The following is a 21,616-nucleotide window of genomic DNA, read 5'->3' as shown; positions in this document are numbered from 1 at the left end:
TTTTCATTTCTTAAAAAAATCTTTTAAAATTCTTGCGGTGAATAACCTTGCGCCAGCATCATTCATATGCCCGCAGGAAGAGAAATATTTATTCTCTACAACCACATTCTCATAATTATGAATTTCGGGATACGCTTTTTTTACTTTATCGAAGTAATTCATACCAGCAACATTTTCACACATTGGAGTCATTATTGCAATAAATTTAATATTGTTTGCTTTGCAAGTGTTTTTAATTTCTTCATAGTATTTGTTATGAGGCAAAGGATTAAGATTTACAATATTATTTTTCATATTGCCTTTTGTATTTCCTAAAGAATAGTAGCCTCCATCTTCTAACAATTTTGATTTTTTGTGAATCATACTAAAAAACATCTCTCTAATTCCAATTTTTGTTTCGTACTTAATATAACGATAAAATGGGATATAATACAACTCATTAAAATCTGTTTCGTTTTCAAAATGCTTTCTCACAATTTCTGAACTATGTATATAAGGTAAATACTTCGCAGAGACGCCTTCTGACTGATGTTCGTTTGATAGATTCAAATCAGATTCTAAGATCAGTGTTTTAATTTTATAATTACGCTCGATCATCAGCTTCAAGATTAAAGATGCTTCAAACAAATGTCCGCCACTCATTCCGTAATTATATGTTTTTAGCCCCTTTTGTTCAAACATTGTGCTAACAAAGTGATTATTTGCCCTTGATGATCCCAGAATTACTACATCATAATTTCTGTTTTTAGAATTGTAAACAAAGTCAATTTTATTACGTTTATCAGATGCTAAATAAACACTAGTATAAAAATAATCTAATAGTACTGCTGATAGCAGCGTCATAAATCCTATTTTTATAATAAATCCTAAAAACTTTTTCATCTCTTTAATTCATTATTTTTTTAAACACGCTATACTTCATATCACCCAACAAGGAATTAGAAAGATAAATCCTAAAACTGAAAATATATAAACTCTTTATAATCTGAAAAGGTGCCGAAAGCTATTATTGCAAATATTGCCAAAGCAACTTTTAGAAAACTTCTTTTTCCTGAAATGGGTTCTGTTTTATTACGATTGTTCCATTCCACCAAAACAAATAATGCGATCATTAAGAGCAATTCATAATTATAACGTTCATTAGCTAAATACTGAAAACTAAAATCACCGTTTAAAAGTATCCGTTTCAAATACAAAACAGCATCCGTTATGGTTTTTGCCCTAAAGAACACCCAAGCGACACAAGTAATCAAAAAGGTAGAAAAAACACTTAGTAATGTTTTTACAGAATCAAAATCCCATCTTAATTCTATCACTCCCATATTATCTCTGTTGCTGTTTGATAAAAGCAAAGGCAAAAAATAAAATGCGTTTATAAAACCCCAAGCAATGTATGTCCAATTGGCTCCATGCCAGAAACCACTTACCACAAAAATGATAAAAGTATTTCTGATTTTCATCCATAATCCGCCTTTGCTTCCACCTAGAGGAATATACAAATAATCGCGAAACCAAGATGAAAGCGAAATATGCCAGCGGCGCCAGAACTCAGCAATATCTCTTGAAAAATAAGGATAATTAAAATTACGCAATAAATCTAATCCAAATAATTTGGAAACCCCTAATGCAATATCTGAATAGCCTGAAAAGTCACCATAAATCTGAAATGCGAAATAAATTGCGCCCAAAATAAGCGAAAAGGAATTCATTGAAGGATAATGATCAAAAATTGCATTAGCATAAGTAGCACAAGTATCGGCAATGACTACTTTTTTCACCAATCCCCAAATGATTTGGTAAATTCCCTCTTTTGCTTTTTCAAAATCAAACTCTCTTTTTACTTTAACCTGAGGAAGTAAATGCGTCGCTCTTTCGATTGGACCGGCAACAAGAAGCGGAAAATAACTTACAAACAATGAATAATCTACAAAATTATATTCTGCTTTAATTCTTTTGTAATAGATATCAATTACATAGGACAGTCCATGAAAAGTGTAGAATGAAATTCCAACTGGAAGAATCACATTTAGCAGAAATGGACTTACTTTAAATCCAAAAGAAGTGAACATTTCTGCAAAAGAAGACGCGAAGAAATTATAGTATTTAAAAATTCCTAAAAACCCTAAGTTTACTGAAATACTGAGCCAGAACCAAAAATTTCTTCCTTTTTCGGAGTTACTTTTTTCGATTTGAACTCCGGTAAAATAATCCAGAAATGTAGAGAAAACTAATAAAAATAAGAATCTCCAGTCCCAGCAGGAATAGAAATAGTAACTGGCAACGATTAATAAAGTATTTTGCGTGCTTTTATTTTTATTAAAAACAAACCAATAAAGAAAAAAGACTATCGGAAGAAAAACAGCAAAAGTTATAGAGTTGAAAAACATATTTTTTTAAATCGTCAATTTTATAGTTTTATATCCGGACTTACAAACACTGCATCACCGTATATTAACTGCCCCTGGTGTGATATACTCATATTATATAAGGAATAAAGATAATATCCTTTTGAGTGGAGATAAGTGCTTATATCATGAAAAAGTGGTTGCTTATCATATAATTCTACAAATTCAACCTCAATAAAGATTAAATCAATCTTTCTACTCTCTAAAGCTTTTTCGGCACCTTTTAGCACCATTAGATCTGCTCCCTGAACATCTATTTTAAGTATATTAATTTTTTCAATTTTTTCAACCTGACAATAATTATCAATTGTATTTGTCGAGACAATTATTTTCGCATTCGTATCATAAATACTTGTCCCCTTATCCTCACTTTTTGCCGATTCAAGCAAAGAATTCGTTAACAGTGAATTATTTACATAAAAAGAAGCCTCTCCAATGTTCGAAGAAAGCGCTGCATTTGATAATTTTACATCGTTCCTCCCTGCATATTTTTTTTGAAGTCCAGCATATATCCCTGGAGTTGGCTCAAATGAAAAAATTGTGCTTTTAGGAAATGCTTTTTTATAGCGTTCAATACTCCTGCCATCAAAAGCCCCAACATCAAATATTATTTGATTTTCAACTTTGTTAAATAATTTATTTTTTATTAAAAAGGGATCATTCCACTTAAAAGCGTAATAAACATATGGTGTGATTCCAATTTTCGCTAATCCTTTAACAATAGCTTTTCTAATTTTTTTCATTATGTTTTTTACTTAAAATAGCTTCAATATTTTCCCAAATTTTTTCGGAAGCACCGGCAGGATTTTTTCCAACAACAATCTCGTACCATTTTTTACCGTCAGGTACATTCGACAGCTTTTTATCCAAAATTTGTTTAACCTGATCTTCTAAATCTCGTTTATCTTTACAAAATATAGCTGCATTCTGGTTAGGCATACTTCTAAAATGGACATATTTATAATTTTGTCCAATATCCCGAATTCCTTTTTTTAATTGTGGCTGTTCATAATTAAAATAAATGCAGGGCTTTTCATGTGCCACAAAATCAAAAACTGTAGACGAACAAACATTTGTAACAAATTCTGAATGGGCACAAATATTATGCAATAACGCCAGATCTTCTTTGGTCGGTAAAATTTCATTCCAGTTTTTACCTACAGATTTCCATAAAGGATCAATAACGGTAATGACATCTTTATTGGCTTCTATAACAGGATCATATCTTGATGTAATATCCACAGGACATTTACGATATATAATTCCCAGATTTTCGCCTTTTGTATTTAAATTCCGAACTGCTTTTGCCAGATCTTCAAGATAATACTGGTCTAAAGGAGAAGTAGTTTCATCATCGCCTGAAAAACAAATATATCTTTTGGAAATATCCAGTTTGTGCTGATTAAAAAAGTCTTCCCGGTTCATAAATAAACCGGTATCGTAATGAGGCTCGAATTGAGGAGTACCTGTCACGAAAACCTGTGATTCTTTTACGAACGGATAATATTTTAAAACCTCTTCTTTCATCAAATCACTCCACACAAAATAAAAATCAGGCTCAACCACCTGCATCGCTTTGGGTACATTATCCCATGAATAGACAAAAGCCACCACCGGAATACCAAGATCTTTCGCTGCCAATAATGCACTAATGGATTGTGTAGCTCTTTGTGTGGTACAAAAAACTAAATCTGGTTTATGTTTCTCTAATTGTGCTTTGCAATATTGATATTTAGTAGTAGAACGTTCCAGTGCATTGATACGTTTTCTGATTCTCAAGATTCCGCTTTCTGACGAATTGAGACCAATAGATAGCCTTATGTAAAAAGTCTGTAAAGTGTTCTTTAAGCCATTATAACTAAAGGGGAATTTGTAGGTTTCATACACTTTATCACTGAATTTTTTTTGAGAAACATTAAGTTCGATATGTTTTCTTATTCTGGAATAGATAGGTGTTAAGAAATGAGTTTTATGATTTTCGATTTTAACTTCATCATATCCCAACTGATCTTTTAAAGAAAAAACAGTATTATTCCAATAAACGATTTGATATCCTTTTTCTTCACCTATTTCCTTAAATTTGGTAAAAGCAAAATTGCGAAGCCCTACACCATCGGGAAAAAAAACAAAAACCTTTTTACTCATATTAAATTATGGTATTTGTTAAACCAAATTTCATTTCTTAAACTAATTCTTAAAGGGACAAACTTCCATCAACCCCTTTTTCAGGAATTTTAGAACCTCCTTATCAGGCAAATTGGCATATTTCACAAATAAATCTTCGAGTTCATTTTCTGAAAATTCATTTATTTGTACTGCCGGATTGTAGTAAGCAAGTTGTACGGATTCAAAATAATCCTGATATTTGATATCATCACCAAAAACTTTATCTGAAAATTTCTGCCATACAGCCGGAATACCATAAGTATGCGCAATGATGATTCCATGCAATGAAGAGGAGATGATTTTTTCACATTCCAAAAATTCAATTGTTTTGGACTCTACGTCATTAGTCATCATGTCAATAATTTTGATATGATTTTGCCTCTGAAACCAGTTTTGAATTACTTCATAATCCTTGTAATGAGGGACGATACCATACTTGTATTTTTTATCCACTTGTGGGTTAATATAATCTGGGAGCAGCAATGCAGGATCGCCATATACCTCAGGCACATCATAGCCCATGCGCAACAAATATTTTCGTGTTTGAGGACCTCTCACAGCCAGAAAAACAGCATTTTTAATTTTAGAATCCTTACTGATAATTCCGCTTCCCCAAACAATACATTTATAGTTTACATTTGTCAAAATACTCCCAATCGTGACATAAATTGGAGATAACCAATCCAGAACTGAAAACTTTTTAGGCCAGGCAAAAACCACTTTTTTACCGGATATTTTCTCTACTAGATATTTTCCAAGCAGATCACCGTAATTTTCTTTGGATTTCCCCTGAATAATTTTTTCATTCCACCAAAAAAGCCGGATTTTATTTGAAAAAAACATCAGTTTATACTTTTTTATTTTTCAACTTATCCCTCTGAACCTGTTCAATTGGCAACACATCTGATGACTTAAAAGTTAAAGCGTGGTAAACTGCCTGTAAATCACGTGACAATTTTCGCAATCCCATCGGTTCAAGTGAAGCAGCATGATCTGTTCCTTTCCATGTTCTGTCAAGTGTATAGTGCCTCTCGATTATATGTGCTCCAAGCGTATAAGCTGCAATATCAACGGCAATTCCTAAATGATGACCGGAAAAACCAATGTGTTTTACCTGACTTCCATATTTTTGTTTTAATAAATTGATATCCAGCAAGCAAACATCTTCAAACGGAACAGGGTATCCTGATGTGCAGTTGTATAATACCAAGTCTTGATTTCTGCCTTTTCCTGCAAAATAATTTACCAGAATATCTGTTTCATCTTTGGTAGTCATTCCCGTTGAAATATGTATTTCTCCAGAATAATTCTCGCATAACCACCCCAGCATCTCAAAGTTATTGTTGCAGGCAGAAGGAATTTTGATAAACTCTGGGTCTAGGGATGTTATTTCTTTTGCTGAGGTCAGATCCCAAACTGAAGTTGAGTAGGTAATCCCTATTTCTTCACAATATTCTTTTAACTCTTTGTGTTGTTCCACATTAAATTCCAAAAATTCCCTGTGTTCACCATAAGTGTTCCCGTATGAATTTGCTGGATTTGGATGAGGAGCTGAATATTGTTCTTCGGTAAGAAGCTCTTTATTGTTACGCTTCTGGAATTTAACTGCATTTGCATTTCCGAAAATTTTAGCAATTTTGATTAATTCCTTAGCTATTTCCATCTCACCTCTATGATTACAGCCAATCTCGGCAATAACATAAGGTTTTTTATAATCATTCATAACGTTTATTGTACTTTAATAAAATTTCACAAGTTTCTCTTATTGCTCCATCACCGGAAATATTAGTCAAAATATAATCTGCATTGGCTTTCACTGAATCTAATGCATCAGCTGGTGTAAATGACCAGCCAACACTACAAATGTTTGCCAGATCATTTACATCATCTCCCACGTAAGCAACGGCACCAAAACTACTGTTTCTGTCTAAAAGAAATTGTTTTAAAAATGAAAATTTATCCTTTACTCCTAAAAAAACATGTTTTATATGTAATTTCTTCATTCGCTGTGCAACTAAATCAGATTTTTCAGATGTCAAAACAATAACTTCTACATTATTCTGCCTTAAAATTTCCAATCCCATACCGTCGCGCATGTTGAATTTTTTTGCCATTTCACCATCAGCATTATAATAAACGCCTCCATCTGTAAAAACTCCGTCAACATCGAGTACCAAATAATCAATCCTCTGATGAACTTTCTTTCTTTTCTGACGATCAGTCAACAGGATTTCTACAATATTCCAATCCGTTAAACTATCGATTTCTACCAACGATTCTTCGTGCATTTTTACCAGACCTATACTTCCGCTTACTCTGTTTTGCGATGTTTGAAATGCTTCTTTGGTTGTTACATATACTGCTCCGTTTTCAATCAGCAAACCATTAAAATCCTGACGACGGGGTCTTTTGAAAACATCATAATTTTGAGGAGTACCATCAGCATTCCAGATAAAACGATGCGTATTTACAACAGTTAATGCTGAAGTTTTTTTATTTTGCAGAATTTCATTCAAGCAAGCATTAATATCTTCTGCCGTTGTCATTGGTGATGTTGCCTGCAATAAACATAATAAATCAAAATTATACTTTACAGCTCCGGCAAATTCAATCAAAACACTTTCTGTTGATGCAATATCAGTAGCATTTTTATCATTTCGCAAAAACGTCTTCACTTTTGAAGTCCAAAAATATTCTCTTTTAATGTAATCTATAATTTCATGATCGTCTGTAACAACATATACCTCATCAAGTTCAGAAAAAATTGCTTCGGTTAAAACCCATGAGAAAAGCGGACGACCTAGCATTTTTTTTTTATTCTTTCCTGGAATTCCTTTTGAGTTTTTACGTAATGGGATTATGGCGGTTTTTTTCATAATTTATTATTTAAAAAGAAGATCCTTTATGTTTTCAGATTAATACTAGTTTTGCTATTCTGAAATATTTGATTTTTTTAATAGATTAAAAATTGACTGCTTTCTCCATTCAGTATAATCTTTAACTTCAAAATCATGTTTCTTAAAAATTTGAATCAATTCATCATATGTAAAATCACTTAACCAGCCATTTTTTTGTCTTGTCACTTTTATAATATCTGCACAGCAGTAAGACAATACAATTTGCTTTATATTTGAATCAAGTTGTTTAAAAATACGATCAATATCATAAACGTATTCCAAAACACCGCTAAATACGATGGTATTGTACCCTGATAAATCTATAGAAAGAGTCTCATTAAGGTCGCAAACAATTGTTTCGTCAAATCTTTGAATTATATCTGTAGGCGTATATTTTGAATAATTTTTTAAATAATTTTTCAAAAACATATTTCCCGCTCCAAATTCTATTATGAAAGCATCAGGAAGAATATAATCTCCTAATATTTTTGTTCTTTCATCCCAGTCAGTATATAGTTCTTCATTTATACTCCATCTTTCAATATCCGTTTTTTTCTGTGCCTTTAATTCAGCTATTATTTCTAATCTATTATCAGAATCATTATTTTTATTTTTAGGCTTTAAAAAACTTTTTATTTTATTTATGGATCTTCTCAGCAATTTCTTCATATATATTTAAAATCTTTTCTCTCGTTTTTATTCTGTCATATTTATTTCTAACGTTTTCCTTATTAAATAACAAAGCGTCAGCGATCATTTTTTTATCATTTAAAGATCTAATAATCAGTTTTTTAATACCATACACATCGTTAGGATTATTGATTAACAAACCGTTTATACCATTTTCAATAATTTCTTCGGTCACATTACCCGGATTGGATTGGATTGGAAAAGCTCCCATTCCCATCGCTTCAATTAATGCATTTGGAATCCCGTCTGAAAGACTGTTAGCAATATAGATATAAGTCTTACCCATTAAACTTATTAAATAATCATTAGAAATAAAGTTGCTCTTAAGATGTAACGTAAGTTTTAAATTCTTAAGCTTAATATTTTCAGCAATGTACTTTCTTATTGTTTCGTCTGCTCCAAAAATAATTACCTCATACTCTTTCAATAAAGATATCAGCTCATCATCAAATGCTTTTATAATATTAATTCCTCTTCCTATTTCGTCATTGTATCCTTTAATTAAAATAATCTTTCTTTCATTAAAAGCTTCTATTTCATTTTTACAAAAATCGACTCCACCATTTCCCGGCAAAACACCTAAAAAACTGTTTTTAAAACCTTTCAATACAGCAAATTTGTAATCACGCTTACAGTCGGTAATTAGATAATCAATTCTTTTAAAACATTCTCTTAATAAAACTTCATCAATCCCAATTTCACTTGAATAAAAAATATCACTCCCCCATGAAGAAAAAGTCCATTTTAAATTTTTGTGCCTGTTCATTACATCTAATATAGGCAAACAGGACAATTGTAAAGCAAAACTATGTACAAGATCTGGCTGAATCTCTTTTAGGCAGGATTCAAAAACAGATGAAGTATTATTTTCATTATGCTTTTGAATCATATTATAAACAAAAGGGAACTTATTTTTAATAAATGTCCTTCCACGAAAATCCCATCTTAATTTCCAATTTGTTTTTTGAGATACCCAGTTTAACTTTTCATTTTCTCCCCCCATGCCCGTGATATCGAACCAATATACTTCGTGACCAGCATTTTCTAACTGGCTTGTCCATCTGAAAAAATGGAGTGACGGAATGGAAACCATTAAAATTTTCATTATTGAAAATAAATTTTAAGCTGAATTACATTTTGCTTTTGATCGAATGAATATCGGTATGGCAAATTTCTATAGTGTATAGCAATTTCCTGCAAAATGAGATCATTTACATTTTTTAAAGATAAATATGTCTTATATTTTTTATGCAAAATTCTCTTTATGAATTGTTTTGTTTTATTACGAAACAAGGTGTCTTTTATCGTAATTGAAACCACTTTATCCTCAAGATTATTAAATTGTGCCAATATTGCATTTACTTTTAAAATGTCAGGTTCAGTAAAAATTTCAAAATCTGGTTTATTTGCCAATCTTTCATATTCATTAAAATCTGGCAAAATCCCCCAGGGAGTACTAATATTTGCTTTCGTTTGTCTGCTCATTTGGGCAATTTGCACATAAGAATGATTTATTCTTTCCAGATTAAAATGATAAGGATCTTTACTTAACGTAGATCGATATTTTTTTGGATGCCATTGGTGCTTAAGAAGAATTTCTTTGTTATAAAACTCAACATCAATTCCAAGATTTTGTAAACGAACATGCACATCTGTATCTTCGGCTCCCCAACCATGATAAAATTCATTATAACCATTTATTTCTTTTAATAGTTTGGTTGGACACAATGTCATTCCCGTCACTTCTTTTTGCGAAACAAAATCCACCTCGGCATTATGAAACTCTTTTAGAAACAGGGTTTCATTTTTACTTAAAAACCCAACCTTAAAATAAATTACTTTATTTTCACTTTTAAGCTCATATAATTTCTTTACGAAATCAGGATGGAAAATCATATCCATATCCCCAACAAAGAAATAGGGTGTATTGCACTTCTGTAAAACAATATTAATAGCTCTGCACTTATTCCACAATTGTCCTGAAACCGGACAATTTATAAAATTAATCTTTTGATATTTGGCAATTACTTTTTCTAATTCTGACAGATACTCATCATTCGATCCGTAATCGACAAAAAATAACTCGAAATGATTATTTGATTGCTGCCCCAGAGAATCTAAACAATTCTTCACAATTTTTAGATCCCGATTGCGGTTGGTTAAAACTATTGATATCAACTTATAAAATTTTTAATTTGTTCGCTGGTCAGTCCTTTATACTTCAAAACAAGCTTGGAAAAGCTTTTTATGCGAAACAATTTTCGAAAAAACTTTTCTGTTATAAAATATTCTAACTTACTTTTTTTGAGTTTAGGAAGATACTCATAATTGATTATGTTTTTTTCAATTGAATTTAAATTATTAAATTTATTTTCCATCCAATTCTCAATCTTATTTCCCATATGATAAGCGAAGTTATCGTAAGTAGCTAATCGATAACCTCCCATTTTTATAACTGGCAAATCGGTATAAAACAGTTCACTATTGCCTCCTAATTGAAAAATTGTATTTTCTTTAGGCATACAATTAAACACTTCTCGTTTATAAGTAACTACAAAATGAGAACAGCCCAAAACTGCTATTGTTTTATTTTTTCCCTCTAAAGTTGCAATTACATCTTTGTATTTAATATCCAGCCATCTCCAACCAATACTTTTAGCAAATTCTGTCATGGCTTTCGGATTCTTAACAGGTCTGAAATACAATTTCTTAGAAAATAAATTCCTGAACCATATATTACATGTAAGCCTTAAATGTGTTCTGAAAACTGGAACCGGACTTACAGATCCTGCTTTCGGAAAAGATTTATAGACTTCTAAAACTGCTTCTTCCCATCCATTATCAAATAAAACATCAGCATCTGTAATTGTTATTAATCTCTCGTTTGTTGTTCGTACTGCTTTTAGAATACTATTTATTTTTCCTATGGCTTCTGTTTCAATGATCAATTCATCAATATATCCTTCTTCCTGTAATTGAAATAATTTCTTATTTACAGTACCAGAACACCCATTGCTTATAACGGAAATTTGAATATTAGAAATTGAAGTTTTACGGACAGAAATCAAGCAATAAGTAAAAATGGTAAAAGCATCTTTATAATAACCTTTTTCTTCAGGAATATATAAAGGAATTATGACCCTGTGACTGGATTTAGGTTCAGATAACAGAACATCTTTCGCTAAATTTTCTCCTTTTCTCATTTAAAAAAATTAATACCTCCTCTTCGTATTTAAAAAAATTTGTTTAATGAACAATAAATATTCTTTGAGCTTTATTTCATGAATATATATATTAGAAATCTTTAAAAAAAACACATACTTTTTTTTATTATTTAGATAGCATTTTTTTAGTCTAAAATATAACTCTTTTAGCTCTTCTTCTGTAAAATTTGCTTTTTTGTTTTTTATCAGATAATAATAAAACTGAAATTGGGCTTGCAATTTTAATTTTTCATTTAAATTGCTTCCAGAAATACTAAATTGAGAAACACGTATATAAACTATTGAATCGTTTATTGAAAAAATAGCTCCAAAATTCGAAAATTCAAAAACTGCCAGTACATCTGAATACCATGCCAAAGGAAAGTTTTTAAATCCTGTTTTTAAAACTTCTTTTTTTTTAAAAATATATTCACTCAATGAGCTTCTCTTCTTGGTAAATAAAAAATCAATAGCTTTCTCTATTTCCAGATGTTTACAGACCTCTGAAATAGTCTCTGAAGTTTCATTTATTTTTTGAGAAGCAAATCGAACAACATTAATTTCTTTTTCCTCTATTACATACAAATTTTTATAAAACTCTTCTACGACATTACTTTCTAATACATCGTCATCTCCTAAAATCATAATCCATTCTTCATTTCCTAAGAAAGAAATACATCGTTCCCATTGCTGTGTTAATGAAAAACCTCCAAGATTAGTCTCAAACCGATGATATACAAAATCAACCTTTTCTTTATATTTTTCCAATAAATCTAAAGGAGATTCTGGACTTGCATCATCCCCGATAAAAACTTTGAAACGTTTATCTGTTTGATTAGTTAATGATATCAAAGTTTCTTTGAAGAAAGCGAGTTTATAATAAGGTATTATTATAGCAAGCATCAATTATACATTTTTTTTATTATTTCGCCGTTTTCATTAATTCTCCATGAACTTGAATCATTGCAACTTTCAAAATAAAACCTTTGTTCTTTTGTCAGATTATTATTATCTAAATACCATCCTCCATGTCTTGCCGTATATGGATATCTCATCCTTATGGCTTTATAAAAACTTTTATTATTATATTCATATTTTGGCCTATAAAGAGCAAATGTTGTATCAATATCTGCAATAAAATTGTTTGTTTTGTCTTTTTTCTGATAAAATTTAGACTCCCAATTTATAATTTTGAATTTATTTATATTTGTTTCCGGGATATCGTCAATTTTCAAACTAAATCCTACCTTAGTAAAGTTATAATTTTGATCCAGTTTCTTTTTAAAAACTTTCAAAAAATCTCCCGGACATTCCTCAATAGGATTAATATCGGGATCTGTTACTACATGATATCCTTTGGAATATTTATCAAATAATTCCCTCTGCTTCCAAAATACAAGATGTCCGAAATTTTTATCTAACTTATGTATTGTAACATTTTTTTCTATTTCATTAAAATAGTTTAGTAAAGGAGGAAATGTTGAATGATTATCTATGATAACAATATTAGTATAATCATGCTTTGTTAAAAATTCAATTAGTTTTTTCAAATAAAAAAACTGATTAAAACTTATAATAATAATCGGAATCGTTTTATAGTTTTTATTTTGTTCTCTGATTGTTTTGTCAAAAGAATTCCAAAAAAGCTGAAATTTTATTTTAAGTAGATGAAAAACTTCTTTTGCAATTGGTATTAATTTAAAATAATCTAATAATTTCAATATAAAAGTCTTCATTTGATTATAACTTAAAAAAAGCATTTAATTATATATTTTGTACTATCCTTTAGACCTAAATATAGAAAGATTCTTGGATAAGTTGTAATAATTCTTAACAGATTTAATAAACTGTAACTTTCTTTTTTTTGACTAAATTGTTTCCATATGGAAATTTTTTCTTGGTTTATAAAATCTAAAAAATATTTTGAATCATATGTATTTATATAACTATTCTCTATCATTAAACGATCATACAAAATCAATTTTTGAATAAGTACTTTAACCCACTTTTGGCTTTCGATTAATACAAATTTATCAAAATCTATTTTCAGAGAAGGCATAACTTTTTGTAGCATTCTGATTTTTATCTGGTCAGAAATCTTTATTTGCTTTTCTCTTCTAAGTATTGAAACCTGCAAAGGATGAACTCTATAATGCAATAAAACCTCACCAATATTTGAAAGTTTTCCCAAGAAAGCCAAACGTGACCATAAATCATAATCCTCTGCTGGTTCCTTTGTTGAATCATAACTGATTTTATTTTGCTCTAAAATAAATTTACGAATCATAACAGTTGGATGCGCAATATAACATCCGGAAATTAACTTTACTTTAATTTCATCATGAAAAAGAGGGTGTTCGCAAACTTTCTCGGTACCTATTATTTTATATAAAGTCCCACATAATATTACATCTTGATTCTGATCTAAAAAAGCAATTTGTTTTTCAAACCTTTTAGGCAAACTTATATCATCACCGTCCATTCTGGCTATATATTCTCCCTTTGCAATGGCTAACCCATAATTGAGACTATTAGTTAAACCGGTATTTAATGACTTTTCAATTAACTTAATCCTTTTATCATTATACATTTTTATTTTATCAACAGTGCTATCTGTAGACGCATCATCAATAATCAAAAACTCAAAGTCATCAAAAGTTTGATTCAAAATGCTTTCAATCGATTCTCTGATATATAATTCGCAATTATATACCGGCATCAATACGGTTATTTTAGGATTTTTATGATTATACATTATTCATCTAAAAATATTTTTTCAACTGTTTTTATATTTTTAAAAATATCACGATTATTAAAAACATCTTTAAATTGTTTATTTGAAATTGATTCAGCAACTTTTCGATTATACAAAACCTTTTTACTAGCTTCTACAAATGCTATTAAATCTTTGTAATGAGGATAAATAAAATCTCCTTCTAATTGATTTATATGCTCATTTTCTCCCACAAAAAAATCCCAAAATAGCTGAGGCGTCGCTGTAAGACAAACTTCTAAAGCTGCATAACCTGCAGGTAAATTATTATAACCCTGAAACCAAACCATATCTAATTTTTCATCAAGAATAGTCTTTTTCATATCAGACTGATGACCTCTAAAATAAACTTTACCATTCAAATTTAAATTATTGATGTAGCGATCATATTCAGCGTCCTTACTACTTCCAACACCAAATACATGCAACTCTATATTCAAATTTTGGCTCAATAAAACCTGATATGCATACAAAAACGGATCTAAGGGTTTATCTTTATGAAGTCTTGTAAATATGCCTATTCTTTTAACTGTATTGTTTTCCCGAAACTCCCATTTTTTATTCTCACCAGACACTGCTAATGATAATGGCATATATTGATATTTATAATTCACAAAACCTTCAAATTCGTATTCAATTTGTTTTGAATTATTAAAAACTCCAAAAAAAAGATATTGATTATTTTTATTAAAATTCCTATAATTTTCAGACTGAAATCGAAAACTCATAACAAAAATTATAATTTTCTTAAAATAATCAAAAGGTATTATTGGTGATAAATATTGATACACATATTCTCCCATAAAAACTACCTGATCAAATTCATTAAATAAGGCTGCCAAATTTTCACTGTTTTTCGTCTTATTCTTTTTATTTAATGAGTTTATTAATAACTTATTCAATATTTTATATCCTAACCCTTTATTGAATTGTCTAATAAAATCTTTTAAAAAGAAAATTTGAGAGCCTAATTGTAGGTGTTTCTCATAAAAAAAATCAGGCAAATCTGGCCTAGTATTTAGCCCTATTAAACTTAATATTGCTATTTCGAATTTTTCTTTTTTTAATGCAGAGTCTAACTCATACATTTCACGTTGTGCTCCATTATGATAAAAATCAGACACCACAAACAATATCTTTTTCTTACTCATTTTTAATGGTATCTATAATTAAAGCCACATTTTCATTTGACAATTCATAATAAAATGGTAATCTCAGCAACTTATCTGAATAATGGTCACTCCAAATTAAATCTTCTCTCTTATATTTATCTTTATAATAAGGACTTTTATGCAAACTCAAATAATGGAATACAGCTTGAATTTCTTTGTCTTTTAAACGAGCAATACAATCATTTCTCTTTTCTAAAGATTTAAATACTAGGTAAAACATATGCGCATTATTTGTAGCATAATTTGGTATTTGAGGCAACTTAAAACTACAATTAACTACAGATTCATTTAGACCGTCATGATACTGGTTCCAAATTAATTTTCGTTTTTCTTGTATCTCATTTAAGTGCTCTATTTGAGCCCAGAGAAAAGCCGCAATAACTTCGGATGGTAAAAATGAGGAGCCAATATCAACCCAGCCGTATTTATCTATTTCACCCCTGAAAAAAGCAGAACGATTTGTTCCTTTCTCCCAAATAATTTCGGCGCGATTTATAAATTGTTTATCATTAATTACAAGCATCCCCCCCTCACCTGAAATTATATTTTTGGTTTCATGAAAAGAAAAAGTTGCTAAATGTCCAATTGAACCCAAAGCTTTCTTTATTCCATCCTTACCTATATAAAAACTATCTATAGACTGAGCAGCATCTTCAATAACAAATAAATCGTATCTTTTGGCGATTTCCATAATAGGATCCATATCACATGCAATACCTGCATAATGTACTGGAACTATAGCTCTTGTTTTAGAGGTAATTAAAGATTCTAGTATACTAATGTCAATATTTGGGTTTTGTGGATTCGAATCAGCAAAAATAATTTTAGCTCCTCGGAGTACAAAAGCATTTGCAGTAGAAACAAATGTGTAAGATGGCATTATTACTTCATCTCCTGGCTCAATATTAATTAAAATTGCTGCCATTTCTAATGCATCTGTACAGGAGGTCGTGAGCAAACATTTTCGAAAACCATATTTTTGCTCAAAAAATTGTTGACACATTTGTGTGTACTTCCCATTACCTGATATTTTACCAGAAGCCACTGCATCGGTAATATATTTAGTTTCATTGCCTGTTAAATATGGCTTATTGAATGAGATATTCATCATAGCCTTACTCTTAGTAAATTAAAATTAACCATATTTTGTGTATTGCGATAAACCGCTTTCTCAATTCTAATCATTCCTTTACCACAAACCACTAATGGTTTATTATCTATTATTTCAAATATTTTTCCTGGAATTCTATTAATAATTTTTAGGTCTTGTTGTTCAGAAACCTCTAAAACACTTATTTCATGATCATTATAAACTACAAAAGCAGAATTATAAGGAAACCCAACTGCGTCTACAAATCTTCGAATCCTTTTTGAACTTTCATGCCAATTAATTTTGTAGTCATCATTGTTTCGCCATAGACTGTATGTAGCATCTTTTTCTTTCTGGACTCTTTGTACAAATTCTTTATTAACATAGGCAACTATTGTTTTATATAGCAACTGAGAATATAATTGGCTTACTAAATCTATTGCTTCTTCAATTTTAATTGGATATTTAATTTTTATGCTTTCTTGTCCAACAATATTTCCTGAATCCATTTTTTCATTTGCGAGTAAAGCAGTAACTCCTATTTCATTTTCTCCTTCAATTAAGCAAGTAACTAAAGGATTGAATCCCCTGTACTTGGGCAATAATGAATCATGAAAAACAATAATTTTATCCAAATTTTCTTTAATTAACCATCTCCATCCAATAGCAAAAATCAAATTAACATCAGTAAACTGCCTATTATCAAATAACTTTTTTTCAATAAATAAAATATCATTTTCGGAACATAAGAAAGAAATATCTTGAAAATAATCCTGAACTATTGAATTATCTTTTGAGCCTACAACATATTTAATTTTAAAAGGTCCTTTATTTCTCAATAAAAACTCAAGACTTTTAAAACCTTTTTTTCCCATCATAAAGAAACCAATATTTACATCATTCATTTTTCAATAATTTGTAATTTCTCCCATTGCAATTTTGGCCTAATAAATCCATTAACTTTTCCTAAATAACCTGATTCTCTTTTAACATCTTTGACTTCAAAAGTTAACAATTCAGTATCACTAAATAATTCAGTCATTTCATTAGTATGAAAGTAAACGTATATCTGATAAACATCATTATTTAAAAAATCATTGGGAATTTTGCATATTACTTCAGTAACAGCTCCAATACCGCAATCGAATTTACTTAAACTACCGAATACAACATCCCCTTTTATAGTCAATAAATCAAAACCAATAGAAATTATATTCTTATTAGTTTGATTTACAATTTTCATTCGAATATCTATTGCAGAAGTCACGTCAATAACTTCATTTTTATCTAAAGCTGAGGCATTCTCAATTGAAGCATAAAGAATTTTGATATTTTCATTTCCCTTCGCCTCCTCAATATTATTATAATTGATTGTTCTTTCAGAAAAAGAACTGCTCTTTAAATAGTTAGAAATTACTTTAGTCGGACTCCCATTTCCACAGATTTTCCCATGTTCCATACTTATAACACGAGTACAAAGTGTTTCAATAGCTGCCATGTTATGACTCACAAACAAAACCGTTCTCCCTTCACTTTTCGAAATGTCCTGCATTTTACCAATCGCCTTTTTTTGAAATTCGGCATCCCCAACCGCTAATACCTCATCAATCACCAAAATTTCAGGCTCCAAAAAAGCAGCTACTGCAAATGCCAAACGTACGGTCATTCCACTGCTGTATCTTTTTACCGGAGTATCAATGTAACGCTCGCAACCTGAAAACTCAATAATTTCATCTAATTTTGAAGCAATTTCCTTTTTGGTCATTCCTAAAATAGCACCATTCAGAAAAATATTTTCACGTCCGGTCATTTCTCCGTTGAATCCTGTACCGACTTCTAAAAGCGAAGCAATTCGGCCACGTGATTTAATGCTTCCGGTAGTAGGTGCGGTTACTTTCGATAGAATTTTTAAAAGTGTTGATTTTCCTGCTCCGTTTTTGCCAATAATTCCGAGTACTTCTCCACGTTCAACATCAAAATTGATATCCTGTAATGCCCAGACATAATCTGAAGTTCCTTTGGTAGAACGATCATTAGTCTCCCCCACTTTTAAATAAGGGTTTTCTTTACCCCTTATTTTATGCCACCAACGATTAAAATCATGGCTTAAAGTGCCAGTGCCAACTTGTCCTAAACGATATTGTTTGGAAATATTTTCGGCTTTTAATATAATGTCTCTCACAGTTAGAAATTAAAAAAGTTGGATTTAAAAATTCTATTCTCGCTAATATTGTATTTTGTAATTGTTATACCGTATCGATAAAACTTTTCTCTGTCCGATTAAAAATCAAAAGCCCAATAAAAAATAAGGCAATGGTAACCAACAATGTATAACTTAATCCTAAAACCGAGATTTCTCCGACATTTAACAACATATAACGTGAAGTTTCGATAATGTATGCCAATGGATTATACTCTACTAGCCAGCCAAACTTCGGCAATTTGTCTTTTATCAGAGCCATTGGATATACTACAGCCGACAAATACATTAATAATGATATTCCAAAAGTAATTAAATGACTAAAATCACGATATTTAGTAACCATAGATGAGATTAGCATTCCTAATCCTAATCCTAAAATACCCATTACTGCAATTAGAATTGGAAAAAATAAAACAGAAGTATTCAGTTTTAAATTATATCCCTGAAAGTAATAAAAAACATAAAATGCTATAAAGATTATAAACTGAATTCCAAATTTAACTAAATTAGAAATTACAATTGAGAGTGGTGTGATAATTCTAGGAAAATAGACTTTCCCAAAAATGCTTGCATTGGCTTTAAATGTATCTGATGTACCTGTAAGGCATGCAGTAAAATAATTCCAAACTGTAATTCCTGCCAAGTTAAATAAAAATGGAGGTATTGTACCTGTGTTAATTCCAGCTACATTATTAAAAATGATGGTAAATGTCACAGATGTAAATAATGGCTGTATCAAATACCACAGCGGTCCTAAGACTGTTTGTTTATAAACTGTAATAACATCTCGTTTTACAAACAAAAATAGCAAATCCCTGTATTGCCAAATTTCCTTAAAATTTAGAGAGAAAAAATTATTTTTGGGCGTTATTTCAAACAGCCAGTCTTTATTGTCTGTATTATTCATTTATTAAATTAACAGGATTTTACCTGTTCTTAAAAAGATTAAAAAAGCAAAAAAGGCGCTTTTCTCACAAAAACACCTCTTTAGTATATAAATTAAACAAAACTTTTATTTATCCAAAACTTCAAAAGTAGAGTTCATACTTTTAAATTCAGGAACAATTTTTTTCATTTTACTTACTATCTCATCATTACTATAAAAACTCGAAATTTCAATAAGTTCTTCTATTTCAACATGCAAATTTTTATACTCATCCTGGATTTCCTGCGCTATCATGATTTTATTATGATAGGTAGGCAATGTTTTCGAAGTATCATTTAGCAATTCTTCATATAATTTTTCACCTGGCCTAAGCCCAACAATTTTTATTTTTATATCTTTTTCAGGAATAAAGCCGGCTAATTTAATCATTTTTTTAGCTAAGTCAATAATCCTTACGGGTTTTCCCATATCAAATATGTAAATTTCTCCACCATTGCCCATTGCTCCTGCCTCTAAAACTAACTGACAAGCTTCAGGTATAGTCATAAAATAACGAATAATATCCTGATGGGTAATGGTTACCGGACCTCCTTCTGCAATTTGTTTTGTAAACAGAGGTACTACTGAACCATTAGAACCTAAAACATTTCCAAAACGGGTTGTAATAAACTTAGTTTTGCATTCTGGCTGTTCTTTTTGATTTTTTAAAAATAAGGACTGTACATATTTTTCGGCAATGCGTTTACTGGCTCCCATGACGTTGCTAGGATTTACAGCTTTATCTGTAGAAACCATTACAAATTTCTTTACATTATACTTACAAGACAAATCTGCTAAATTTTTTGTACCCTTAACATTTGTGAGTATTGCCTGAGAGGGGTTTTCTTCCATCAACGGAACATGTTTATAAGCTGCGGCATGAAAAACAACCTGTGGCCTGAAATCTGCAAAAACTTTCTCTAAAGCCTTTTTACTTTTAATATCTGCAATAACAGCTCTGATTTTAGTCTGAGAGTCTAGCGAAAGTGTTTCTAAACATAAATTATGTAAAGGAGTCTCTGCATGGTCTAAAATCAGTATCGTTTTGGGATTAAATCCTAAAACCTGTCTTACAATTTCACTCCCAATGGAACCTGCAGCACCTGTAATGAGTATAACCTTATCCTTTAGTTGTTTAGATATTGATTTACTGTCCAACACAATTGGTTTTCTTTCTAATAAATCTTCAATCTGAATAGTCTTAACTTTTTGAGAAATTTCTTTTTGGTTTTCCCAGTCAGAAATTAACGGCACCGTGTATACCCTGTAATTGAACTCTAAACATTGGTCAACAATAATTAACTGTTCATCTTTCGTTAAACTTTTGTCTGCAATAATAACAGCTTCAGCGGCCACTGACCGCATCAAAGCAGGTAATTTCTTCTTTTGAATCAGAATAGGTAAATCCAACATTCTTTTAGATGCATTCTGGCTGTTTTTATCTACAAAGCCAACAATCTTAAATCTTGAAGGAGTTTCAAATTTTAATGCATTTGCTACAGAAATTGCGTTAGCATCTGTTCCATAAATAACTGTCCGAATTAATTTTGAATCAGTTTTTTCAGAAAAATAAATTTCAAAAGTCTGTTTTACAATTACTCTATATAAAAATAACCCACAAAAAGACAGTACTAAATTTATAAAAAGTGCTGTGTTTAAAAATGCCTTATACCCAAAGTATAATTCAAAAACTAAATTAAAAACCAAAAAGAAAATTAAAACTGACATTTGAGAAAACAACAGCTTTATTGCATCTATATAGGAAGAGTGCCTGATTATTCCTGAATATGTTCTAAATAGCCAGAAAAAAAATATATTAACAATAATAAGACTTGATACAAAATAAAAATTATATGACGTTACAACATAACCTATGGCTGTCCCTTCAAACAACATATAAGTAAATGTAAATGAAAATAAAAGAACCATTATATCAATGGCTACAATAATCCATCTTGGCAGATAACTAAGATTATTAATGTTTGCTTTAATACTTCTTGGAGAGAATTTATTATACAACAAAGCAGATATTTTATTTGGTTTATCTGTATTCAAGTTCTTTTTATTTAAAATTGAAAACTCTGCACACTTA

The 21,616-nt window shown here is 30.2% G+C and carries 20 protein-coding genes; all 20 read right to left on the bottom strand.

Translation table 11 applies throughout. From position 1 onward, the window contains the following. Positions 1-3: 3 nt before the first annotated feature. The gene (locus ACNC7R_RS03700; protein WP_417939643.1) at positions 4-882 is read right to left on the bottom strand and encodes a hypothetical protein; all 879 of its coding nucleotides are present in this window, start codon (positions 880-882) and stop codon (positions 4-6) included. Between the two features lie 71 nt (positions 883-953). Then, positions 954-2,387: an MBOAT family O-acyltransferase gene (locus tag ACNC7R_RS03695; protein WP_417939642.1), complete on the bottom strand. Its 1,434-nt coding sequence runs from the start codon at positions 2,385-2,387 to the stop codon at positions 954-956. A 20-nt stretch (positions 2,388-2,407) separates the two neighbouring features. After that, positions 2,408-3,148, bottom strand: coding sequence for an FkbM family methyltransferase (locus ACNC7R_RS03690; protein ID WP_417939641.1), 741 nt, complete (start codon positions 3,146-3,148; stop codon positions 2,408-2,410). Further along, positions 3,135-4,550: a UDP-glycosyltransferase gene (locus ACNC7R_RS03685; protein WP_417939640.1), complete on the bottom strand. Its 1,416-nt coding sequence runs from the start codon at positions 4,548-4,550 to the stop codon at positions 3,135-3,137. The genes ACNC7R_RS03690 and ACNC7R_RS03685 overlap by 14 nt, the downstream gene beginning before the upstream one ends. A 42-nt stretch (positions 4,551-4,592) precedes the next feature. After that, a complete protein-coding gene (locus tag ACNC7R_RS03680; protein WP_417939639.1) occupies positions 4,593-5,414 on the bottom strand; it encodes a polysaccharide pyruvyl transferase family protein in 822 nt (273 codons plus the stop codon). Positions 5,415-5,418: 4 nt separating this feature from the next. Further along, the gene (locus ACNC7R_RS03675; protein WP_417939638.1) at positions 5,419-6,294 is read right to left on the bottom strand and encodes an N-acetylneuraminate synthase family protein; all 876 of its coding nucleotides are present in this window, start codon (positions 6,292-6,294) and stop codon (positions 5,419-5,421) included. Beyond that, positions 6,287-7,447: a cytidylyltransferase domain-containing protein gene (locus ACNC7R_RS03670; RefSeq protein WP_417939637.1), complete on the bottom strand. Its 1,161-nt coding sequence runs from the start codon at positions 7,445-7,447 to the stop codon at positions 6,287-6,289. The genes ACNC7R_RS03675 and ACNC7R_RS03670 overlap by 8 nt, the downstream gene beginning before the upstream one ends. A 54-nt stretch (positions 7,448-7,501) precedes the next feature. Then, positions 7,502-8,137 carry a hypothetical protein gene (locus tag ACNC7R_RS03665; RefSeq protein ID WP_417939636.1) on the bottom strand — a complete coding sequence of 212 codons (636 nt, stop codon included), beginning with the start codon at positions 8,135-8,137 and terminating at the stop codon, positions 7,502-7,504. Continuing rightward, on the bottom strand, positions 8,106-9,263 hold the full coding sequence (locus ACNC7R_RS03660) for a glycosyltransferase (protein WP_417939635.1): 1,158 nt from the start codon (positions 9,261-9,263) through the stop codon (positions 8,106-8,108). The genes ACNC7R_RS03665 and ACNC7R_RS03660 overlap by 32 nt, the downstream gene beginning before the upstream one ends. Then, positions 9,263-10,336 (bottom strand): glycosyltransferase family 2 protein, encoded by a 1,074-nt coding sequence (locus tag ACNC7R_RS03655; RefSeq protein WP_417939634.1) that lies wholly within the window; start codon positions 10,334-10,336, stop codon positions 9,263-9,265. The genes ACNC7R_RS03660 and ACNC7R_RS03655 overlap by 1 nt, the downstream gene beginning before the upstream one ends. Then, positions 10,333-11,361 (bottom strand): hypothetical protein, encoded by a 1,029-nt coding sequence (locus ACNC7R_RS03650; RefSeq protein WP_417939633.1) that lies wholly within the window; start codon positions 11,359-11,361, stop codon positions 10,333-10,335. The genes ACNC7R_RS03655 and ACNC7R_RS03650 overlap by 4 nt, the downstream gene beginning before the upstream one ends. Before the next feature lie 9 nt (positions 11,362-11,370). Continuing rightward, entirely contained in the window at positions 11,371-12,264 is an 894-nt protein-coding gene (locus ACNC7R_RS03645) for a glycosyltransferase (protein ID WP_417939632.1), read from the bottom strand. Continuing rightward, positions 12,264-12,911, bottom strand: coding sequence for a glycosyltransferase family 2 protein (locus ACNC7R_RS03640; protein ID WP_417939631.1), 648 nt, complete (start codon positions 12,909-12,911; stop codon positions 12,264-12,266). Before ACNC7R_RS03640 ends, ACNC7R_RS03645 begins: the two co-directional genes overlap by 1 nt. Positions 12,912-13,108: 197 nt before the next feature. After that, a complete protein-coding gene (locus ACNC7R_RS03635) occupies positions 13,109-14,116 on the bottom strand; it encodes a glycosyltransferase family 2 protein (protein WP_417939630.1) in 1,008 nt (335 codons plus the stop codon). Next, positions 14,116-15,285: a glycosyltransferase gene (locus tag ACNC7R_RS03630; RefSeq protein ID WP_417939629.1), complete on the bottom strand. Its 1,170-nt coding sequence runs from the start codon at positions 15,283-15,285 to the stop codon at positions 14,116-14,118. The genes ACNC7R_RS03635 and ACNC7R_RS03630 overlap by 1 nt, the downstream gene beginning before the upstream one ends. Further along, positions 15,278-16,414, bottom strand: a complete 1,137-nt coding sequence (gene rffA, locus ACNC7R_RS03625) for a dTDP-4-amino-4,6-dideoxygalactose transaminase (RefSeq protein ID WP_417943125.1) — start codon at positions 16,412-16,414, stop codon at positions 15,278-15,280. The genes ACNC7R_RS03630 and rffA overlap by 8 nt, the downstream gene beginning before the upstream one ends. Continuing rightward, positions 16,414-17,301 (bottom strand): methionyl-tRNA formyltransferase, encoded by an 888-nt coding sequence (locus ACNC7R_RS03620; protein ID WP_417939628.1) that lies wholly within the window; start codon positions 17,299-17,301, stop codon positions 16,414-16,416. The genes rffA and ACNC7R_RS03620 overlap by 1 nt, the downstream gene beginning before the upstream one ends. After that, positions 17,298-18,578: a polysaccharide ABC transporter ATP-binding protein gene (locus ACNC7R_RS03615; protein WP_417939627.1), complete on the bottom strand. Its 1,281-nt coding sequence runs from the start codon at positions 18,576-18,578 to the stop codon at positions 17,298-17,300. The genes ACNC7R_RS03620 and ACNC7R_RS03615 overlap by 4 nt, the downstream gene beginning before the upstream one ends. A 64-nt stretch (positions 18,579-18,642) precedes the next feature. Next, the gene (locus ACNC7R_RS03610; RefSeq protein ID WP_417939626.1) at positions 18,643-19,506 is read right to left on the bottom strand and encodes an ABC transporter permease; all 864 of its coding nucleotides are present in this window, start codon (positions 19,504-19,506) and stop codon (positions 18,643-18,645) included. Positions 19,507-19,611: 105 nt separating this feature from the next. Further along, the gene (locus ACNC7R_RS03605) at positions 19,612-21,579 is read right to left on the bottom strand and encodes a polysaccharide biosynthesis protein (protein WP_417939625.1); all 1,968 of its coding nucleotides are present in this window, start codon (positions 21,577-21,579) and stop codon (positions 19,612-19,614) included. Between the last annotated feature and the right edge of the window lie 37 nt (positions 21,580-21,616).

Origin of the sequence: Flavobacterium adiutor, from assembly GCF_048282555.1 — a bacterium.
GTDB lineage: Bacteria > Bacteroidota > Bacteroidia > Flavobacteriales > Flavobacteriaceae > Flavobacterium.
Note: the sequence above shows the minus strand (reverse complement) of the source record. Positions and strands in the feature narration are given on the sequence as shown.